At 65.2% G+C, this 19,192-nt stretch carries 17 protein-coding genes; 4 read left to right on the top strand and 13 right to left on the bottom strand.

What is annotated here, in order from left to right; all coding sequences use genetic code 11:
* Nucleotide 1 precedes the first annotated feature (1 nt).
* From B0E48_RS02190 to B0E48_RS02180, 3 genes are all read right to left on the bottom strand, one after another.
* The gene (locus B0E48_RS02190; RefSeq protein WP_077515787.1) at nucleotides 2–1,168 is read right to left on the bottom strand and encodes an ABC transporter permease; all 1,167 of its coding nucleotides are present in this window, start codon (nucleotides 1,166–1,168) and stop codon (nucleotides 2–4) included.
* A gap of 10 nt (nucleotides 1,169–1,178) precedes the next feature.
* Nucleotides 1,179–1,865, bottom strand: coding sequence for an ABC transporter ATP-binding protein (locus B0E48_RS02185; protein WP_077515786.1), 687 nt, complete (start codon nucleotides 1,863–1,865; stop codon nucleotides 1,179–1,181).
* A 99-nt stretch (nucleotides 1,866–1,964) separates the two neighbouring features.
* Nucleotides 1,965–3,200, bottom strand: a complete 1,236-nt coding sequence (locus B0E48_RS02180) for an efflux RND transporter periplasmic adaptor subunit (RefSeq protein WP_254423818.1) — start codon at nucleotides 3,198–3,200, stop codon at nucleotides 1,965–1,967.
* 155 nt (nucleotides 3,201–3,355) lie between these two features.
* Here B0E48_RS02180 and B0E48_RS02175 point away from each other — a divergent pair, with 155 nt between their 5' ends.
* The 3 genes from B0E48_RS02175 to B0E48_RS02165 all read left to right on the top strand — a co-directional run bounded on the left by B0E48_RS02175 (nucleotide 3,356) and on the right by B0E48_RS02165 (nucleotide 6,111).
* On the top strand, nucleotides 3,356–4,042 hold the full coding sequence (locus B0E48_RS02175; RefSeq protein WP_077515784.1) for a fumarylacetoacetate hydrolase family protein: 687 nt from the start codon (nucleotides 3,356–3,358) through the stop codon (nucleotides 4,040–4,042).
* An 83-nt stretch (nucleotides 4,043–4,125) separates the two neighbouring features.
* Entirely contained in the window at nucleotides 4,126–4,536 is a 411-nt protein-coding gene (mscL, locus tag B0E48_RS02170; protein ID WP_077515783.1) for a large-conductance mechanosensitive channel protein MscL, read from the top strand.
* A gap of 135 nt (nucleotides 4,537–4,671) precedes the next feature.
* Nucleotides 4,672–6,111 carry a M20/M25/M40 family metallo-hydrolase gene (locus B0E48_RS02165; protein ID WP_077515782.1) on the top strand — a complete coding sequence of 480 codons (1,440 nt, stop codon included), beginning with the start codon at nucleotides 4,672–4,674 and terminating at the stop codon, nucleotides 6,109–6,111.
* Between the two features lie 66 nt (nucleotides 6,112–6,177).
* On the opposite strand, the gene B0E48_RS02160 is transcribed toward B0E48_RS02165, so the two are convergent.
* The 4 genes from B0E48_RS02160 to B0E48_RS02145 form a co-directional block, all read right to left on the bottom strand.
* Nucleotides 6,178–6,570, bottom strand: a complete 393-nt coding sequence (locus tag B0E48_RS02160; protein WP_077515781.1) for a hypothetical protein — start codon at nucleotides 6,568–6,570, stop codon at nucleotides 6,178–6,180.
* Nucleotides 6,571–6,628: 58 nt separating this feature from the next.
* Nucleotides 6,629–9,727 (bottom strand): efflux RND transporter permease subunit, encoded by a 3,099-nt coding sequence (locus B0E48_RS02155; protein ID WP_077516885.1) that lies wholly within the window; start codon nucleotides 9,725–9,727, stop codon nucleotides 6,629–6,631.
* A 9-nt stretch (nucleotides 9,728–9,736) separates the two neighbouring features.
* The gene (locus B0E48_RS02150; protein ID WP_139350119.1) at nucleotides 9,737–10,870 is read right to left on the bottom strand and encodes an efflux RND transporter periplasmic adaptor subunit; all 1,134 of its coding nucleotides are present in this window, start codon (nucleotides 10,868–10,870) and stop codon (nucleotides 9,737–9,739) included.
* A 209-nt stretch (nucleotides 10,871–11,079) separates the two neighbouring features.
* Nucleotides 11,080–11,544, bottom strand: a complete 465-nt coding sequence (locus B0E48_RS02145; RefSeq protein WP_077515780.1) for a MarR family transcriptional regulator — start codon at nucleotides 11,542–11,544, stop codon at nucleotides 11,080–11,082.
* A gap of 67 nt (nucleotides 11,545–11,611) precedes the next feature.
* Between B0E48_RS02145 and B0E48_RS02140 the strand changes: the two genes are divergently transcribed.
* Nucleotides 11,612–12,130, top strand: coding sequence for an O-acetyl-ADP-ribose deacetylase (locus B0E48_RS02140; protein WP_077515779.1), 519 nt, complete (start codon nucleotides 11,612–11,614; stop codon nucleotides 12,128–12,130).
* A gap of 12 nt (nucleotides 12,131–12,142) precedes the next feature.
* Here the strand turns inward: B0E48_RS02140 and B0E48_RS02135 are convergent, their stop codons facing one another.
* From B0E48_RS02135 to B0E48_RS02110, 6 genes are read right to left on the bottom strand one after another with little or no spacing between them, the layout of a single operon-like run.
* Nucleotides 12,143–13,846 (bottom strand): BatD family protein, encoded by a 1,704-nt coding sequence (locus B0E48_RS02135; protein ID WP_077515778.1) that lies wholly within the window; start codon nucleotides 13,844–13,846, stop codon nucleotides 12,143–12,145.
* The gene (locus tag B0E48_RS02130) at nucleotides 13,846–15,744 is read right to left on the bottom strand and encodes a tetratricopeptide repeat protein (RefSeq protein WP_077515777.1); all 1,899 of its coding nucleotides are present in this window, start codon (nucleotides 15,742–15,744) and stop codon (nucleotides 13,846–13,848) included. Before B0E48_RS02130 ends, B0E48_RS02135 begins: the two co-directional genes overlap by 1 nt.
* Complete coding sequence (locus B0E48_RS02125) at nucleotides 15,741–16,727, bottom strand: VWA domain-containing protein (protein ID WP_077515776.1); 987 nt, start codon at nucleotides 16,725–16,727, stop codon at nucleotides 15,741–15,743. The genes B0E48_RS02130 and B0E48_RS02125 overlap by 4 nt, the downstream gene beginning before the upstream one ends.
* Entirely contained in the window at nucleotides 16,720–17,256 is a 537-nt protein-coding gene (locus tag B0E48_RS02120) for a DUF4381 domain-containing protein (RefSeq protein ID WP_077515775.1), read from the bottom strand. Before B0E48_RS02120 ends, B0E48_RS02125 begins: the two co-directional genes overlap by 8 nt.
* A complete protein-coding gene (locus tag B0E48_RS02115; protein ID WP_139350169.1) occupies nucleotides 17,253–18,170 on the bottom strand; it encodes a DUF58 domain-containing protein in 918 nt (305 codons plus the stop codon). The genes B0E48_RS02120 and B0E48_RS02115 overlap by 4 nt, the downstream gene beginning before the upstream one ends.
* 20 nt (nucleotides 18,171–18,190) lie before the next feature.
* The gene (locus B0E48_RS02110; protein ID WP_077515773.1) at nucleotides 18,191–19,186 is read right to left on the bottom strand and encodes a MoxR family ATPase; all 996 of its coding nucleotides are present in this window, start codon (nucleotides 19,184–19,186) and stop codon (nucleotides 18,191–18,193) included.
* Between the last annotated feature and the right edge of the window lie 6 nt (nucleotides 19,187–19,192).

Genomic DNA, 19,192 nt, shown 5'->3' with positions numbered 1-19,192 from the left:
CTCAGCGCCCGGCCAGTGCATCGACGATATTCAGACGCATCGCGCGGATCGCCGGCAGCGCGCCGACCAGCAGGCCGACCGCGATCATCAGCAGCAACCCGTGCGTCCAGATGCCCGCATCCACCGGGGCCATCGGTATCGCGCCCCCCATCTTCGACTGGATACCGCCCACCATCAGCATCGCCAGGCCAAGGCCCAGCACGCCGCCGAGCAACAACAGCAGCACCGACTCGGCCAGCACCATCGCCAGCACGCTATGGCTGGAGAAACCGATCGTCTTCAACACCGCCAGTTCGGAAGTGCGCTCGCGCACCGCCTGCATCATGGTGTTGCCCGACAGCAGCAGCAGGGTGAAGAACACCGCGCCCATGATCGAGCTGACGATCAGGCCGATGTCGGCCAACTGCTTCATCCACGATGCGGTAGCCGCGGCCTCGGTCTGCGTGCGCGTCTCATGATCGGAATTCGCCGAAATCGCATCGATCGCCTTGGCCACGCGATCAGCCTGATTCACGTCGGTGACGCGCGTGACATACCAGCCCACCGTACCGCGGTTGTATGGCGTGGTCTCGTCGAAGTACTTCCAGTTCAGCAGGAACATCTGGTCGTAGAAGCCGCCGGCCTTCTTGTCCTTCGAATGCAGGATGCCGACGATGTCGAACGTCCAGTTCTTGCTGCCTTCGTGGTTCGGAAAGATCGTCGACTGCATCGGGATCTTGTCGCCCACCTTCCAGTGGAATCGCTCAGCCAGCTTCTCGCCGACCAGCGCGCCGGTGCGGGTGGTGTCGAATGCCTTGCGCTCGGCCGGGCTCACTTGCATCTCCGGATAGAGATCGAGATAGTTCGGCTCCACCGCGAAGCTGAAGACCTGGTTGTGCGGATCCTGGTAGGCGCCGCCGAACCAGTTCGCGTAGGTCACCATCTTCACGCCCGGCACCTTGGCAATCTGTGCTTCCAGCGACTGCGGCAAGGTCTGGATAAAGGAAAGCCGGGAGCCGGTCTGCAGGCGCTCGGCACCATTGGCGCTGTTGCCGGCCTGGTCGAATCCCGTGCGCACCGCATCGAGCATGCCGAACAGCAGGAACGCGGCGATGATCGACACCAGGGTGAGTATCGTGCGGGTCTTGCGCCGGAACAGCGCAGCCCAGATCAGATGAAGGTATTTCATCGTCGTCTCCTCACGCCGTTGCCTGTTCGACCAGGGTGCCCTTGTCCAGATGCAGCGTATGGCTGGCGTATTCGGCTGCCTTCGGATCATGGGTGACCATCACGATGGTCTTGCCGTGTTGGCGGTTGAGCTGCTGCAGCAAGCCGAGTACATCCTCGGCGGACTGGCGGTCCAGGTCACCGGTCGGCTCATCGCAGACCAGCAAGGTGGGATCGGAGACGATGGCGCGGGCAATCGCCACACGCTGCTGCTGGCCGCCGGATAGCTCGCCCGGCTTGTGCGTAGCGCGATCGGCCAGACCCACCAGCTGCAGCGCGATCGCCGCGTTCTTTCGGCGCTGGGCGCCAGAGAGTTTGGTGAGCAGCAAAGGCAGCTCGACATTGCGCTGCGCCGACAGCATCGGCATCAGGTTGTAGAACTGGAACACGAAGCCGACGTTGGATGCGCGCCATTTCGCCAGCGCACCGCCACCAAGCTGGTCGATGCGCTGGCCACCCACGGTGATGCTGCCGGCGCTTGGCGTGTCGAGGCCACCCATCAAATTCAGCAAGGTGGTCTTGCCGGATCCGGACGGCCCCATCAAAGCCAGGAAGTCGCCTTCGGCGATCTTCAGATTGACGTGGTGCAGCACCTCGACCTTCTGCTTGCCGCGCTCGTAGGTCTTGGCGAGATTCTGGATATCGATCAGTGTGCCCATGCTGGATCTCCGATGAACATGAAATTATTTGTAGGAGCGGCTTCAGCCGCGATGCTTTTCGGTTGTCGCGGCTGAAGCCGCTCCTACAGGAAAGTGGAGCTACGGGTTTTTCATCTGGACGTCTGAACCATCATGCAGCGCGGCCGGCGGCGCAACCACGACGCTGTCACCTGACTTCACTGCTGTCGGCAGCAGACGCAGTTCGCCATAAGCCTGTGCAGCCGGATTCACCGTGCGCTGGTGCACCTGGGCGCCCTCGACCACGAACACCACGTCATGCCCGGCGCGCTGCACGATCGCCGTGGCCGGCACCAGCACGCCTTGCGGCGCCTGTGCGCTGGCCTGCGGCTTCACCTCCAGGAACGACACGCGTACGCCCATGTCGGGCACGATGCGCGTGTCCTTCTGCTCCAGCGCCACGCGCACCTTGATGGTGGCCTTGCCGCGATCGGCCGCCGGCACGATCGCGATCACGTGGGCGGCAATCTTCCAGTCCGGATACGCATCCAGTACCGCTTCGGCCGGCATGCCCGGCTTGACCCGACCGATATAGGCCTCGTTGACGTCGACATCGACTTCCAGCGAATCCATGTCGACGATGGTGCCCACGCCGGTGCGGGTGAAGCCGCCGCCGGCGGAGAACGGCGAGATGATCTCGCCGACCTGGGCGTCCTTGGTGGTGATCACGCCGGTGAATGGTGCGCGCACCACGCAGTAATCGAAATTGACCTGTGCACCGATGACCTGGGCATCGGCGGAGGCTGCTTGTTTCTGCTGCGAGACGAGGATGGCGCGCGCGCTGTCGGCCAGCGTCACTGCCTGCTCGGCCGCCTGCTTCGACACCAGCCCTTGCGCAGCCAGCGACTGCTGGCGTGCCGCGTCACGCAGGTTCTGCGCCAACTGGGCCTGGTACTGCGCCACCAGCGCGTGTGCGGCAGCGGCCTGCGCCTTGGCCGTGTCGAGAGCGGCCTTGTACGCGCTGTCATCCAGCCGTGCCAGCACCTGATCCTTGCTGACGTGATCACCTTCCTCGATCAGCACCGCGGTGAGCGTGCCGGTGATCTGCGCCGACACCGTGGCCTGCCGCCGCGCCGTGACATAACCGGTGGCCTGCAGCACCGCGCCGGCCTCGCTGCCTGACGAGGGTGTTACTGCAACAGCGGTCTGCACCGCCACTGCACGATGACCCAGCAGCATCCAGCCGGCGCCGCCCAGCAGCAACAGAACCACGACGATCGCACCGACGATCCACGGCCAGCGACCGCCGCCACCATCGTGATCGTCACGCTGATGGCGCTCGATGCGCAGTTCCTTCAACAGATCGGCGTTGTCCACTCGTATTCCCCGCCCGGCATGCCGGTTGCTCGATAGGTGCAAGATTGGCCGATCGGCCGCAGTGCGATCAGGGTGCAGCATCAACCATCGTCAATGACAGCTGTCACCCGCGCAAGCCCCGACTGCCACCCGATCAGTTTGCTACGCTTGCCGACATGACCTACACGATTGCCCCACCCGTCCTTCCCAGCCTGCCGGTCAGCGGCAGCGACCAGCGTTTCCCGATCCGCCGGGTATTCTGCATCGGTCGCAACTACGCCGAACATGCCCGCGAGATGGGCGCCAGCGTGGACAGGTCCGCGCCGATGTTCTTTTGCAAGCCGGCCGACGCCGTGGTCAGCGACGGCGACGACGTGCCCTATCCCTCGGCCACCACCGACCTGCATCACGAAGTGGAGATGGTGGTTGCGCTCGGCAGCGGTGGCCGCGACCTTACGCCGGAACAAGCTGTCACGCTGGTGTGGGGCTATGGCGTGGGGCTGGATCTGACCCGCCGCGACCTGCAGGCGCAGGCCAAGGCCAATGGGCATCCGTGGGACGTGGCCAAGGCGTTCGATCATTCCGCACCGGTTTCCGCGCTGCGTCCGGCCACCGAAGTCGTGCTGGATGCCAACAGCGTGCTGCGGTTGAGTGTCAACGGCGAGCTGCGTCAGCAGACCACGCTAAGTGAAATGGTGCACAGCGTGCCGCAAATTATTGCGTCGCTGTCCGCGTTGTTCGAGCTGAAACCCGGCGATTTGATCTTCACTGGCACACCCGCCGGAGTTGCTGCGTTGCAGCGTGGTGATCGCTTCCATGCCGAGCTGGTCGGCGTGGCCGAGCTGAAAGGCCGCGTCGTCTGAATTCATACGCCAACCCCTGTGCCTAACGATATCCGTGCGCTAAAGTCCATAGGCCATTCGGCCCAAACCACGGAGAATAAAGCATGAGCATGCTGCAGGAATTCAAGGCTTTCGCCATGCGCGGCAGCGTCGTTGATCTGGCAGTTGGTGTAGTCATCGGCGGCGCGTTCGGCAAGATCGTCAGTTCGTTGGTCGACAAGATCATCATGCCGCCGATCGGCATGCTCACCGGCGGTATCGATTTCAGCCAGCTGAAATGGGTGCTCAAACCGGGCGATGACAGCGATCCGAAGCACAAGATCGCCGAAGTGGCGGTTGGTTATGGCGATTTCATCAACACCATCATCACCTTCCTCATCATCGCAGCCGCCATCTTCGTGGTGGTCAAGATGATCAACAGCATGCAGAAGAAACAGGAAGCGGCTCCGGCTCCACCGCCGGCCGACGTGGCCCTGCTCACCGAGATCCGCGATTTGCTGAAGAGCAAACCGTAAGCCGATACCGTATCCCCAGGGGCCGGGCCATTCTTGTGGCCCGGCCCTTGTCGTTTCCACGGCAGGCATGACTTCTGGCCTAAGCGATACCTGACATCGGCGCCATAATCGGGGTTTCCCCTGCGGAGTTCTCCGATGCGCCGTCTTCCTCTCACCCTGTTGTCCGCCAGCCTGCTGCTGGCCACCGGCATCGCCAGCGCCGCCAGCCCCACCAGCATTCCCGCTGCAGCCGTAAAGACGGCCGAACAGCTGCGTGACCGGGCCATGCATGACGATACCGGCTACCGGATCGTCGCATCGCTGACCACCGAGGTCGGTCCGCGCATGGCCGGCAGTGATGCCGACCAGCGTGCCCGCGACTGGGCGATCGCGAAGTTCAAGGCGCTCGGCTACGACAAGGTCTATACCGAAGCGGTCACGTTCCCGTTGTGGGAGCGCCGCAGCGAACATGGCGCGATCGTGGCGCCGTTCCCGCAGCCGCTGGTGCTGACCGCGCTGGGCTATTCGCCCGGCACGCCGAAGGGTGGCCTCACTGCGCAGGTAGTGAAGTTCGACAGTCTGGATGCCTTGAAAGCGGCTGATCCGGCCAGCGTGAAGGGCAAGATCGTCTATATCGGCTACCGCATGCAGCGCCACAAGGACGGCCACGACTACGGCATGGGCTCGGCTGTGCGCACCGCCGGGCCGGTGATCGCTGCCGCCAAGGGTGCTGCCGGCTACCTGTTGCGTTCGGCCGGCACCGATGCGAACCAGCGCATTGCACATACCGGGGTTACCGGCTTCACCGATCCGGCCAAGGCGATTCCCGCCGCCGCACTGTCCAACCCCGACGCCGACCAGCTCGAACGCGTGCTGGCCTATGGCAAGCCAGTGAGCGTAAAGCTGGACCTGGACTGCGGCATCGTCGGCGAATACACCGGCGCGAACGTCATCGGCGAGATCACCGGCAAGAAGTACCCGGATCAGGTGGTCGCGATCGGCGGTCATCTGGATTCCTGGGATCCGGGCACCGGCGCGATCGACGATGGCGCCGGCGTGGCGATCGCGATGGCCGCCGGCAAGCTGATCCACGACCTGCCGCAGCGCCCCGACCGCACGATCCGCGTGATCGCGTTCACGAACGAGGAAATGGGTCTGTGGGGCGGCAAGGCGTATGCCGAGAAACATGCTGCCGACGTCGGCAAGTTCCAGCTCGGCACCGAGTCCGATTTCGGTTCGGGCCCGGTCTGGCGCATGAGCGCCAGCGTGAAACCCGCGGCACGCGATGCGATCGGCCAGATCGCCAGGGTGCTGGCACCGATCGGCGTGGCTTACGATGCCGAACATCCCGGCGGCGGCGGTTCGGATCTGTCGCAGATGCACGGCAAGGGCATGGCCGCGCTGTCGCTGACCCAGGACGGCACCGATTATTTCGACTGGCATCACACGTCCAACGACACGCTGGACAAGATCGACCCGAAGCAGCTGGCACAGAACGTGGCGGTTTACGCCACCTTCTCGTACATGGCCGCGCAGGCCGACGGCAACTTCGGCTCTGCACCTGGCGCTTTTGCCGGAGACGGTGCCGGCGAATAACTGCACCTGCTTTGAGTCAATGAAGAAGGTGGCCATATGGCCACCTTCTTCATTTCAGGCTGCGCTTCACTTCGCGTAATACTGCACCGACGTCACCAACGGTTGTGGGATGCAGAACGTTTGCGGCATCACGGCGATCGCCACCGGCACCAGCACCTGCTTCTCGACACCACCCACGCTCGCGCACGAGACATCCGATGGCAGGCGGTAATGGATGATGCGCACGGTGTACTGCGGACACACATCCGAGCAGGGAAATTCGGCGACCACCGGCACGTTCTTGTAACGGCCTAATTCGACCGTCGTGTTCATCAGCGCGGCCTTGTCCCATGGTTTACCGGCGTAGGCTTGCAGCGCGGCGGCGTCCATCTGTGCAGGCCCGGTCGCGCAGGCGGTGGCGCCGATGGTCACGCCAGCGATGGTGATGAGTACGGTCATGATCGATGCCAGTCTGCGCATGTTCGTATCCTCGCTGAGGAAGAAACCAGCCTGGCCATCACCGACTGAAGCCCGCCAATTACTGCGCCGGCAGCGCTCTGGTCTTGCCGGCTCGCTGAAAACGTTGTTGCAACCGATCCATGTACAGATAGATCACCGGTGTCAGATAAAGCGTGAGGATCTGCGACACCACCAGGCCGCCCACCACCGCCAAGCCCAGCGGGCGGCGCGACGAAGCACCGGCGCCCATGCCGAGCGCGATCGGCAGCGTACCGGCGAAGGCCGACATGGTGGTCATCATGATCGGACGGAAGCGCACATGGCAGGCCTCGACGATCGCCTGCGCCGGCGTCATGCCTTCCTCGCGTTGCCGTTCCAGCGCGAAGTCGATCAGCATGATCGCGTTCTTCTTGACGATGCCGATCAGCATCACGATGCCGACGAAGGAGAACAGGTCCAGCGGCGCACGGAAGATCATCAGCGTCAGCAGCGCACCGACACCAGCCGCCGGCAGGCCGGAAAGGATCGTCAGCGGGTGGATGAAGCTCTCGTACAGGATGCCGAGCACCAGATAGATCACGAACAACGCCAGCACCAGCAGCAGACCCATGCCCTGCATCGATTCCTGGAATGCCTGCGCGGTGCCCTGCACGCTGCCGGTGATCGACGCCGGCAGGTTGATCTGCTGCATGGTGCGGTTGATGCTCGCCACGGCCTGGCTCAGGCTCACGCCAGGTGCCAGGTTGAACGAGATCGTCACCGCCGGCAGCTGGCCCTGATGATTGACCGTCAGCGGCTGCGCCGCGCGCGTGAAGCTGGCCACCGCGCTGAGCGGCACCAGCTTGCCGCTGCTGGAGGTGACGTACAGTTGCGAGAGGATCGCCGGGTCGTCCTGCTGCGCGTAGTTGACCTGCATGATCACGTAGTACTGCGTGGTCGAGCCGAAGATCGTCGATATCTGCGTCTCGCCGAACGCGTCGCCGAGCGCGGTCTGCACCTGTTGCATGGTCAGCCCCAGCGGCCCCAGCTGATCGCGGTCGACCTTGACCACGATCGACGGCCCGTTGAGATCCAGATCGGTGGTGACGTCCTGGAAACCGGGGAGCTTGCCGAAGGCATCGAGCACCTTGCCCGACCACGCATACAGCGTATCCAGATCGACCGATTGCAGGGTGTACTGGTATTCCGCGTTGGACTGCCGCCCGCCGATCTGGATCGCTGGCGGATTCTGGATGAAGGCACGCACACCGGGAACCACGGCGAACTTCTTGCGCAACTCCTGGATGATCTGGTCTGGATCCAGCGTGCGCTCGCCGGACGGTTTCAGCGAAAGGAACAGCGAACCGTTGTTGGTGGTGGTGCGCGAGCCGCCGCTGCCAACCGATGACATGAAGGAATCGACGTTCGGGTCCTTCGCCACGATCGCCGCCAGCTGCTGCTGGCGCTGCGCCATGCCCTGGATGGAAATATCGTCGGGGCCTTGCGTGTTGACGCTCAACCGACCGGTATCGCCGGCCGGAATGAAATCCTTGTCGACCACCACGAACAGCAGCGCGGTAGCCAGCAGGCTGACGAAGAATACCCCCAGGATCACCCGCGGATGCACGACCGACCAATCCAGCGTGCGTACATAGCCGCGCCGCACACCCTCAAAGCCACGGTCGAACCACAGCACCACGCGCGCCTTTTTTTCATGCTCGGCATGCTTCACGAAACGGCTGCACAGCATCGGCGTCAGCGTAATCGAGACGAAGCCGGAAATCAGGATCGCCACACTCAGCGTCACCGCAAACTCATGGAACAAACGCCCCACGATGCCGCCCATGAACATCACCGGCAGGAACACCGCCACCAGCGACAGCGTCATCGAGAAGATCGTGAAGCCGATTTCGGTGGCACCCTTGAGCGAGGCCTCATAGGGATCCATGCCGGCTTCGACGTGGCGCACGATGTTCTCCAGCATCACGATCGCATCGTCCACCACGAAGCCGACCACCAGGGTCAGCGCCAGCAGCGAGAGGTTGTCCAGGCTGTAACCCAGCGCGAACATCACGCCGAACGTGCCGATGATCGACACCGGCAACGCCAGCGCGGGAATCAGCGTGGCCGAGACGTTGCCGAGGAACAGGTAGATCACCAGCACCACCAGCACACCGGCCAGCAGCAGGGTGAACTGCACGTCGTCGACCGAGGCGCGGATCGAATCCGAGCGGTCGTACAGTACGGCCAGCTTGATCGATGGCGGCAGGGTCGCCTCGAACTGCGGCAGCACCGCGCGGATGCGGTTGATCGTGTCGACCGTGTTGGAACCCGGCTGACGCTGGATCGCCAGCACGATCGCGCGGTCGTTGTTGAACCAGCTGGCGACCTGGTCGTTCTGCACGCTGTCGTCCGCATGCCCCAGTTGCGACAACCGGATCGGTGCGCCGTTGCGATAGGCGATGATTACATCGTTGTACTGCGCCGCGCGCTGCAACTGGCCATCCGAGGTGACCTGCAGCAGCTGGCGGCTGCCATTCAACGAGCCAGTGGCGAGGTTGACGTTGGCGGCGGACACCGCCTGCTGGAAGGTGTCGATGCCGACGCCGTTGGCCGCCAGCTTGCTGGGATCGACACTGATGCGCACTGCGTACTTCTGCGAGCCGTAGACATTCACCTGCGCCACGCCGTCGATCATCGACAGGCGCTGCGCCAGCTGCGTCTCGGCATAGTCGTCCACCGTCGACAACGGCAGCGTGGCCGAACGCAGGGTGAGATAGAGGATCGCCGCGTCGGCCGGATTGACCTTGCGGAAGGTCGGCGGCGTCGGCATGTTGGTCGGCAATTGCCGCAACGCGCCGGAGATCGCCGCCTGCACGTCCTGCGCGGCGCCGTCGATCTCGCGATCGAGCTCGAAGGTCAACGTGATCGAGGTCGAACCCAACGCACTCGTCGAGGTCATCGACGAGATGCCGGCGATCGTCGAGAACTGTCCTTCCAGCGGCGTGGCCACCGCCGAGGCCATGGTCTCCGGCGACGCACCCGGCAGGCTCGCGCTCACCGTGATGGTGGGGAAATCGACATTCGGCAGTTCGTTCACCGGCAGCTTCGGGTAGGCCGCCACGCCAAACACCACCAGCGCGATCATCAGCAGCGCCGTCATCACCGGTCGGCGGATACACAGGGCGGGCAGATTCATCGTCGTCACTCAGCCGTTGTCGCTGACGACGTGCACATGCGTGCCATTCACCAGCAGCAACTGCCCGTCGGTGACCACCTGCTCGCCGCCGTCCAGACCCTTGTCGATCACGATCTGGTTGCCGCTGCTTTCACCCGCCGTGACCATGCGCTGCTGCACCGTGCCATCCGCGGCGACCACGAACACGAAGCTGCCGTTCGGCGAGTTCTGCAGCGCCACCACCGGCACGGTCACCACCTTGGTCAGTCGCGTGGTCGGCAGGGTCACCTCGACGAACTGCCCCGGCGTCAGCTCATCGTCAGTGTTCGCATAGCTGGCTTTGAGCTGGATGGTGCCGGTGCTGGTGTCCACCGCGTTGTTGATGAAATCCAGCGAAGCCTGCAGCGCGCTCTGGCTGCCCGGAATCTTTGCCGTCACCGGCAATGCACCACGCGCATACGACGCCTTGAGTCCGGCCAGCGCGGATTGCGGAATGGAGAACGTGATGTAGATCGGACGCACCTGGTTGAGCACCACCAGGTTCGTGCTGTTCGCACTGACCTGCGCGCCGGGATACACCAGCGGCGCACCGGCGATGCTGTCGACCGGCGCATGGATCTGTGCATAGCTCAGCTGCGTGCGCGCCAGCTCCACGGCGGCGTTGTCGGCCTTCACCGAGGCTGCATACAGACCCTCGTTGGCCTTGTAGGTATCGACATCGGACTGGGCCACATAGCCCTTGGCCAGCAACGGGGTGTAGCGCTTCAACAGGGACTGCGCATTCACCAACTGCGCCTGGTCCTTGGCCAGATTGCCCAGCGCCTGATCCAGCTGCGATTGCAGCAGGCTGGGATCGATCCGGATGATCGTCTCGCCCTGCCTGACCCGGCCACCCGGCTTGAACGACAGCGACAGCAACTGTCCGTCCACCCGCGACTGCACGTTGACCGTGGAATAGGCTTCCGCGCTGCCGATCACCTTCAACGAAAGATCCAGGTTCCCGCGCTGCGCCCTGGCTATCTTGACCGGCACCGTCTGGGCCGTCGTGGCATGGTCTTTTGCAGCTGACTTGCCGGCACTTCCCAGCAGGTAGTGGGCGCCGATGCCAATGACAGCCAGCATCACGACAACCAGCACGAATTTCTTCCAGGTATTGCGCTGCATGATTTCTCCGGCCACGGGGGCCGCTGGCGCGGCAACTGCATCGCGATGCAGCGCTGCCTGAACTCAGGGGGCGTCAGGGGGATGACCAGGATGTAACGCGTGCCCGGCCGACCCGTTGACTGTCATGACACATGATGCGCCTTCCATCCATGCAACCGACCTGTACCGATGGCACATGACAGATCGATGGAACGATAGCGACCGCTGATTCATTCGTCGCGACCCGGCACCGTATCGATGGCATCCAGCGCCTGCAGGTTTTCCTTGATCCGGTTGAGCACCGTCATCGCCTGTGTCAACTCCGCATGCGTGATGCCGGCGGTGGCATCGCGGCGCAGATCGCGGGCAATCAGCTCCATGCCGTCGATGATCCCGCGTGCCTGCTCCGTGGTGTACAGCCGCCATGCACGACGATCCTTCGGATCGGCACGGCGTTCGACGAAACCCGCGGCCTGCAGCCGGTCGATCACCCGGCCCACCGCGATCGGTTCCATTTCCAGGGATTCGGCCAGCTCGGTTTGCCGCAAGCCTTCGCGGTGATACAACATCTTGGTCGCGCGCCATTGCGCCCGGGTCAGGCCGAACCTCACCGCACGCCGATCGAAGTGCTTGCGGAACAGCAAGGTCACGTCGTTGAGCAGATAGCCGAAAGAAATGTCTTCCGTATTCGCCATGATCCGTTGCAACCTCCGCGTACCGGGATACCTGCCGGAAGCATAAGCCGCCACCCGCGCCGAAACCATGCCCATCAAGGTCATCACCGCCGACATCACCGGACTGCACCTTGACGCCATCGTCAACGCCGCCAATCCTGGCCTGCTCGGCGGCGGCGGCGTGGATGGCGCGATTCATCGCGCCGCCGGGCCGGCCTTGCTGCAGGCCTGTCACGCGCTGCCCGAGTGCGCGCCCGGCGTGCGTTGCCCGACTGGCGAGGCGCGCATCACGCTGGGCTTTGCGCTGCCCGCGCGCCACGTGATCCATACAGTCGGGCCGATCTGGCATGGTGGCGATCACGGTGAAGCGCTACTGCTCAAGCACTGTTACCGCAACACGATGCGCCTGCTGCGCGAACACGGCGGACACACGATCGCGTTCCCCGCGATCAGCTGCGGTGTCTACGGCTACCCCGCCGCGCTGGCGGCGGCAGTGGCAGTAGCCACGCTGCGTGACGAGTTGGTCGCCACGGACGACATCGACGTGACGCTGTGCTGCTTCAGCGAAGGCATGCAGACGGTGTTCCAACGGGCGCTGGCGCCGTAGGGCGCGAGCCATTCAGTGCAGCTTGAACGGATACAGCGGCGGCAGTTCGGGATTTTCGTCTGCCGCAGCGGCAACACGCCACACAAAGCCGCGCTTGAACACTTCAGCCAGCGCCGGATTGCCTTCGGCTACTGGCGCACCGGCGTAGTGACGTTGCTGCAGGGCCGCGATCGCCGTGCACTGCGATGCGTCGCCCAGCGCGGAGGCCAGGTCACCCAGATGCTGGATCGCCGGCCGTTCGGCGCGGGCCCACGCCAGCAGGGTGCGCACCTGCGCCGCGGTATCGCTGCCACGGGCTGCCGCGATGAAAGCCCGCTGGCATTCGCGCGCCGATGTCAGCGCAGCCACCGGAGTGGCGGGCGCCACTGCCGCGCGGCGACGGCGCCACAGCCACCATGCCAGCACACTGAGCAACCACAGGCCGAGGCTGGCCAGGGCGATCCAGCGCCATGGCGTGACCGGCACAACGGCGTTCGCCGCCTCGGTCGTTGACGGCGTGACCGCCAGGCTCGCCGCTGACGCAGCTGCCGGCGGGGTCGGAGCGGCAGCCGACGCGCCCAGCGCGGGCAGGATCGTGATGCTGCGCGACGGAATCTGCGCCACTTCCATGCGGTCGCTCAGCACGTTCCACCATTTCAGCGTGGTGGCGGGAATGGTCAACGTGCCGGCGCGTTCCGGCACGACCGCAAACGCCTGCTGCCGCCAGCCGACGATCCACTGCTCGTCGTGGTGGTTGCCGCTGGCCGGCTTGTCCGGATACACGGTGGCGCCATCCAGCGACGGCAGGCTCAGCGCCGGCAGCACCTCGTATGACAGACCCGTCGCCTGCAGGTTCATCGTGAGGTTCAGCGGCTGGCCCACCCGCGGCGAATCCTGCGCGGTCGGCAAGCCATCCAGGCTCAAGCTGAGCTGCCGCGCCGGCAGCCACGCGAGCTTGCCCCAGTCGGCGGGCGCCGTCTGCACCTCGATCGCCAACGCCGGCGCACTCGCCGAAACCGGGATGCTGGCACCGAAGAAACTGTTGGGATCGTTCGGGTCGATCGCCTCGCCCTGGAAATTCGCCGCGGGAATCTCGATCTGCCCGGCACGTTGCGGAATCAGCGCATAACGTTGCTCCAGCACATGATAGGTACGGCCGCCGCGCTCAGTGTCGTAGTTCAGGCCATTGCCGAGCGGGCTGATCTGCGCGCCATCGACCTGCGGTGGCGCCGGGGCATCGCCATTGATGCGGTTCGCGTAATACAGCCGCACCACATAACTCAGCTGCTGGCCGACATAGCCGTGCGCCGGCTCGACCTGCGACTCCATGAAGACATCCTTGTGCGTGGCTGCGGCCGTCGCCGGGTCGGGCGCGTCTACCTGCAGCTGCAGCGGCGTGGTCTGGCTGCCGGCCACGCTCAGCGCGGGAATCTGCAAGTCGCCCACATGCTTCGGCCGCAGCGCGATGCCGAACGTCATGCTGGAGCTCGCCCGGCCATTGACGACACTGAGGCTGCTGTTCTGCGAGCTGCTGAGTATGTCGAAGTCATTGCTCAGTGCACTGAGATCGGGCGCAGTGACATTGCCGGCGTTGCCGTTGACGCGCAGGTTCAGCGTCACTGTCTCGCCGAGCTGCACGCTATTGCGATCCAGGCTGGCGGTCACGTCGGCGGCATGGCCGAGCGAAGGGATCAACAGCAGCGCCAGCAGCCACACTGCGATGAGTCGTCGAAACATCACGGCTGATCATCCTCGTCTGCTGCGCCGCCGTGGCGCTGTCGATATTCCAGTTCGAACTTGCGCCGCAGCAGCGCGCCGGGATCGTCCGGCACCCGCTGCAATGCCTGGCGCAAATCCGCTGGCAGCTTCGATTGCGGATCGTCCTGAGCCATCGCACCGAGCTGATGGGTTGGCGTGCCCGACTGATTCTTCGGTTGTCCGGCCAGCGCCTTATCCATCTGCTGCTGCAGGGCCTTCTGCGCCTGCTCGGCCTGCGCCTTCTGTTCGGCTTGCTGCTGCGCAGTCAGCGGTTTGGGCTGATCGCCGGATTGATCCTTGCCGGAACGATTGTCGTCCTGCTGATCCTGCGCTTTCGGCTGCCCGTCCTGGGCCGCTTTGTCGGATGGTTTGCCGCTGCCCTGCTCCGACTTGTCGTCCTGCGACTGTGCCGATTTCGACGGGTTGTCCTTGCCCTGCTCGCCCGACGAGGACTGTCCCTTGTCGCCGTTCTGACCCTGCTGCTGTTGCTTGTCCTGCTGCGGCTTTTCCTGCGGTTGCTTGCGCAGCCAGTCCTCGACCGCTTGGCGATTCGCCCTGGCATCGGCATTCGCCGGATCGAGTTTCAACGCATGATCGTAGGCAGCGATAGCTGGTTGATATTGGCCCTGACGGGCCAGTGCATTGCCAAGGTTGTAAGCCGGATCGCTGCCGGGTGAATGCTGCAGGTCTTGAGCCGCACTGGCGTAATCGCCGGCGCGATATGCGGCCGCGCCACGCCAGGCCGGATCGCGCGCCAGCTGCTGCGCCTGTTTTGCGTCACCGCGGCGCAGCGCCTGCGCCGCCTGCTGGTCGGGACGCTGCCACAGATCGTGCCAGCTCATCGCCTCCGCGCGGGTCGGCAACAGCGGCAACAGCACCAGTGGCAACACCAGCAGCCAGCCACGCCGGAAAGCCAGCGCCACGATCGGCAGCAACGGCAGCAGCAGCCACGGGCCACGGTCCTGCCATTCGTCACCGACCTGTCCGCGGGCCACGGTTGCCGGGCCGGTGCGCAACTGTGCATGCAGTGTATCGATGTCGCCGCGATCGGCGCTCATCGGCACATAGCGGCCACCGCCCGCGGCGGCCAGCGCACCGAGCGCTGCGTCATCGCGCCGGGCCAGCGTCATCCGGGCTTGCGCGTCATGCAGAAAACCGCCGTCGGCCAGCGGTACCGGGCCGCCCTGCGACGTGCCCACGCCGAGTACCGATACCCGCACCCCGGCAGCCTTCGCCTTGCGTGCCGCAGTATCCGCCGCCGCATCCGCCTGATCGGTGATCAGCACCAGCGAACCACCGCTGGCATTGGCGTCATGGATCAGGGCTATACCACGCTCGATCGCCAGTGCCGCGTCGTTGCCGTCCACCGGCATGGTGTCCGGCGCCATCGCGTCGAGCAGGTCGTCGAGGCTGTTCGCATCGGAGGTCAACGGTGCCACCACGAAGGCTTCCCCGGCATAGCCGATCAACGCATTCAACCCATCGCGATTGCTGGCCAGCAGGTCATGCGCCTTGTAGCGCGCGCGGTCGAGCCGGCTCGGCGCCATGTCGCGCGCCAGCATGTGCTGCGACAGCGAGATCGCCACCACTTGCGCCGCCCGACTGGCATACAGCGGCTGCGTGACGCGGCTCCAGCTCGGACCGGCCAGTGCCAACGCGCACAGCGTCCAGCCCAGCGCGAACAACCACAGCGGCAGACTGCGATTGCCCGCACGGCCGCGCAACAGATGCGGCAGCAGGTCGGCATCGACCAGTCGCGACAGCTCCAGCTGCGCCACATCGCGCCGTGCGCCGAGCCACCCCAATAGCGGCAGCACGACCAACGCGAGCAGCCACCACGGCCGCAGGAAATGGAATTGCTGCAGCGCTTCGCTCATGCCGGCTGCTCCGGCGCGCGGCCAAACCGGCGCGGCACGATCACCAGCAGCAACAGCACGACCGCGGCCAGCAACGGCCAGCGGAACAGTTCATGCCGCGGCCGCAGGGTCGGTCCATGCTGCGGCATCGGTTCCAGCGCATCGATCGCGCGATAGGCATCGGCCAATTGATGGCTGTCGGTGGCGCGGAAAAACTGACCGCCGGTTTCCGTCGCGATCGTGGTGAGCATGTCCGCATCCAGATCCGCCGAAGGATTGATCAGCTGGCTGCCGAAGAATCCCGGTACGCGCATCTGCGTGGCACCGATGCCGATGGTGTAGATGCGCACACCAGCCGCCTTGGCCGCTTGCGCCGCCTCGCGCGGCGATATGCTGCCGGCATTGTTGACGCCGTCGGTGAGCAGCACCAGCACGCGCGCCTGTTCGGGCAGCGCCGACAGCCGCTTCACGGCCACCGCGATCGCATCGCCGATCGCCGTCTCCGTTCCGGCCAGTCCCACCGCCGCACCCTGCAATTGCGCGCGTACCGCCGACAGATCGTAGGTCAGCGGCGTCACCAGAAATGCCTGGCTGCCGAACAGGATCAGGCCCATCTCGTCACCGCTGCGGCGATTGATGAAGTCGCCGGCAATCGCCTCGACCGCACCGAAGCGGCTGACCGGCTGGCCAGCCAGCTCCATGTCCGGCGTGTGCATGCTGCCGGACAGATCCACCGCCAGCATCACGGCGCGGCCGCTGCGCTGCTGAGCTTGCGGTGGCCCGACCCATTGCGGGCGCGCCGCGGCGGCCAGCAGGCACAACCAGGCCAGCGCCAGCAGCCAGGGCGCGATGCCATGCGCGACGTTGCCACTCACCGTGATCAGCTGCAGTCCCGGCTGTGGCAGATGCAGCGCCTGCCCCGGCGCGGCTGGCCGCAGCCAGTGGCGCAGCAGCCAGGGCAGCGGCAGCAACACGATCAGCCAGGGCCATGCGAACTCAGGCATGTGCTTGCTCCGTCACGACCGGTTTCCAGTTCGACGGCTTCAATGCCAGATCCAACCACTGCCGCACGGCTGCCACCGCCGCAACATGATCGAACTTCGACTGCGGGCGATAGATCACGTGTTCCAGCGCGAGCAATCGATCCAGTGTGGTCGTATCGATCGACACCCTTGTCAACGTCTGCCGCCATGCTTCGCCGCGCTGCTGCGTGGCCATCGCATCGTGCCGGCGCGCCACACGCCGCAGCAGCTGATGCAAACCATTCGCCAGCGCTGCCTGATCAGCGTCGTGCTGATGCCGACGCGCTAGCGTATCGAGTTCGAGCAGGACCTGCTCATGTTGCCGGGTCACGCCTCGATGCCGTCGCCACAGCCAGACACCCAGCAGCAGCGCCGTCAGCACCAGCGCGCCCAGCATCCACCAGCCCGGTGCCGGCGGCCACCACGAGGGCTCGGGCGGCAGATGGATATCGCGCAGCGTGGGGCCCGCTGGCGCTGTCGTCGCGCCGGGCTGGGTCGGCAACGCGCTCATCGTGCGGTCCTCGCGACGCCGAACAGGCCCGTGATCGACGTCAGCGGATCGGCCACGGTATCGATACGGCTCCAGCGCAAGTTCAGGGATTGCGCCAATTCGGCGAGCCGGGCCGGACCGGCACCGAGCGCACGTTGAAATTCGCGACGCTGGCGTTCGGACTGCAACAACACTTCGCTGCGTTCGCCCGCATGCTCCAGCGGATAACGCCCCGGCGGCGCCAGCGCGAGTTCCAACGCATCGGCGACCACCAGCACGCTGACGGCCGCGTGGCGGGTGAGATCGAGCAGGCGCTGCCGTACCGACGCATCGCCGCTGAAGCCGTCACTGATCAGCAGCACACGGCTGGCGCCGTGCAGCACGCGGCCAGCACGGGTCAGAGCATCGGTCAACGATTCGGCCTTGTCCGGGTCCGGCGTCGGCAGCGCATCCCATTCGGCCAGTGCGCCGCACACCGCCAACGCACCGCGCGGACCGCCCTGCGGGCGCAGCAACTGCTCGGCATGACCGAACGCCATCACCCCGACCCGTTCACCGGCTCGCACCGCATACCAGGCGGCACACGCCGCGGCACGCGCCGCCTGCACCGACTTGAAGCGCACCTGCGTGCCGAAGCGCATGCTGGCGTGGGTATCCAGCAGGATCAACAGGCAGCCTTCGCGATCTTCCTGGAACAATTTGGTGTGCAGCTTGCCGCTGCGCGCGGTAAGCCGCCAGTCGAGCCGGCGCACATCGTCGCCGGCCTGATATACACGCGACTCGGCGTAGTCCATGCCGCGGCCGTATAGACGGCTGGACTGCTGACCGCTGCGCACCGCGCGACTGAGCAACGGCGCCATGCGCACACGACCGACCCGCGCGCGCAACGCGATCAGTTCGGCCAGCGATACCTGGCTGCGGCCATCACCATCCATCCGGGCTTGCACGACGGCGCTCACGGCAGCGGCACGAGATCCAGCAGGCGGTCGATCACCTGATCCGGCCGCACACCCTCGGCTTCAGCCTCGTAACTGAGCAGCACGCGATGACGCAGCACCTCATGCGCGATCGCATGCACGTCCTCGGGCAACACGTAGTCGCGTTCGCTCAGCCACGCCTTTGCCCGCGCACAGCGGTCCAGTGCGATGGTCGCGCGCGGACTACCGCCCCAGGCGATCCAGCGCTTCAATTCGGGCCCGTAGCGGCCGGCATCGCGTGTGGCCAGAACCAGTTGGGTCAGGTATTCCTCCAGTGCCGGCGCCATGTGGATCGCCATCGCCGCATCACGCGCGGCAAACACCTCGGCCTGACTCAGCAGGGCCGCCGGCGCGGCCACCGGGTGCGCCCGGTGGCTGGCCTGCTCGCGTGCCAGTTTGAGTATCGCCAGTTCGGCGATCGCATCCGGATATCCGATCGTCACATGCATCAGGAAACGATCGAGCTGAGCCTCCGGCAGCGTGAACGTGCCTTCCTGCTCGATCGGATTCTGCGTCGCCATCACCATGAACAAATCGGGCAGCTGCCAGGTGCTGCGCCCCACGGTGATCTGCTGCTCGGCCATCGCCTCCAGCAACGCCGACTGCACTTTTGCCGGCGCGCGGTTGATCTCGTCGGCCAACACGATGTTGTGGAACAGCGGGCCACGCTCGAACTCGAAGCTGCCCGATTGCGGACGGAACACATCGGTGCCGGTGAGATCGGCCGGCAACAGGTCGGGCGTGAACTGCACCCGATGGAAATCCGCCTTGATCCGCGCCGCCAGCGCCTTCACCGCCGTGGTCTTGGCCAGACCGGGCGCACCCTCGACCAGCAAGTGGCCATCAGCCAACAGGGCAATCAGGAGGCAATCGATCAGATGCGGCTGGCCAATGACGCAGCCTTGCAGCTCCTCGCGCAATCGCGCAAAGACCAGTTGCAGATGGCTCTGGGATGGGGTTTCGGGCATATCCATGATCAG

The sequence above is a fragment of the Rhodanobacter sp. C03 genome, assembly GCF_002001175.1.
GTDB lineage: Bacteria > Pseudomonadota > Gammaproteobacteria > Xanthomonadales > Rhodanobacteraceae > Rhodanobacter.
The sequence above is the reverse complement of the archived record's forward strand: the minus strand, read 5'-3'. Positions and strand labels throughout refer to the sequence as shown.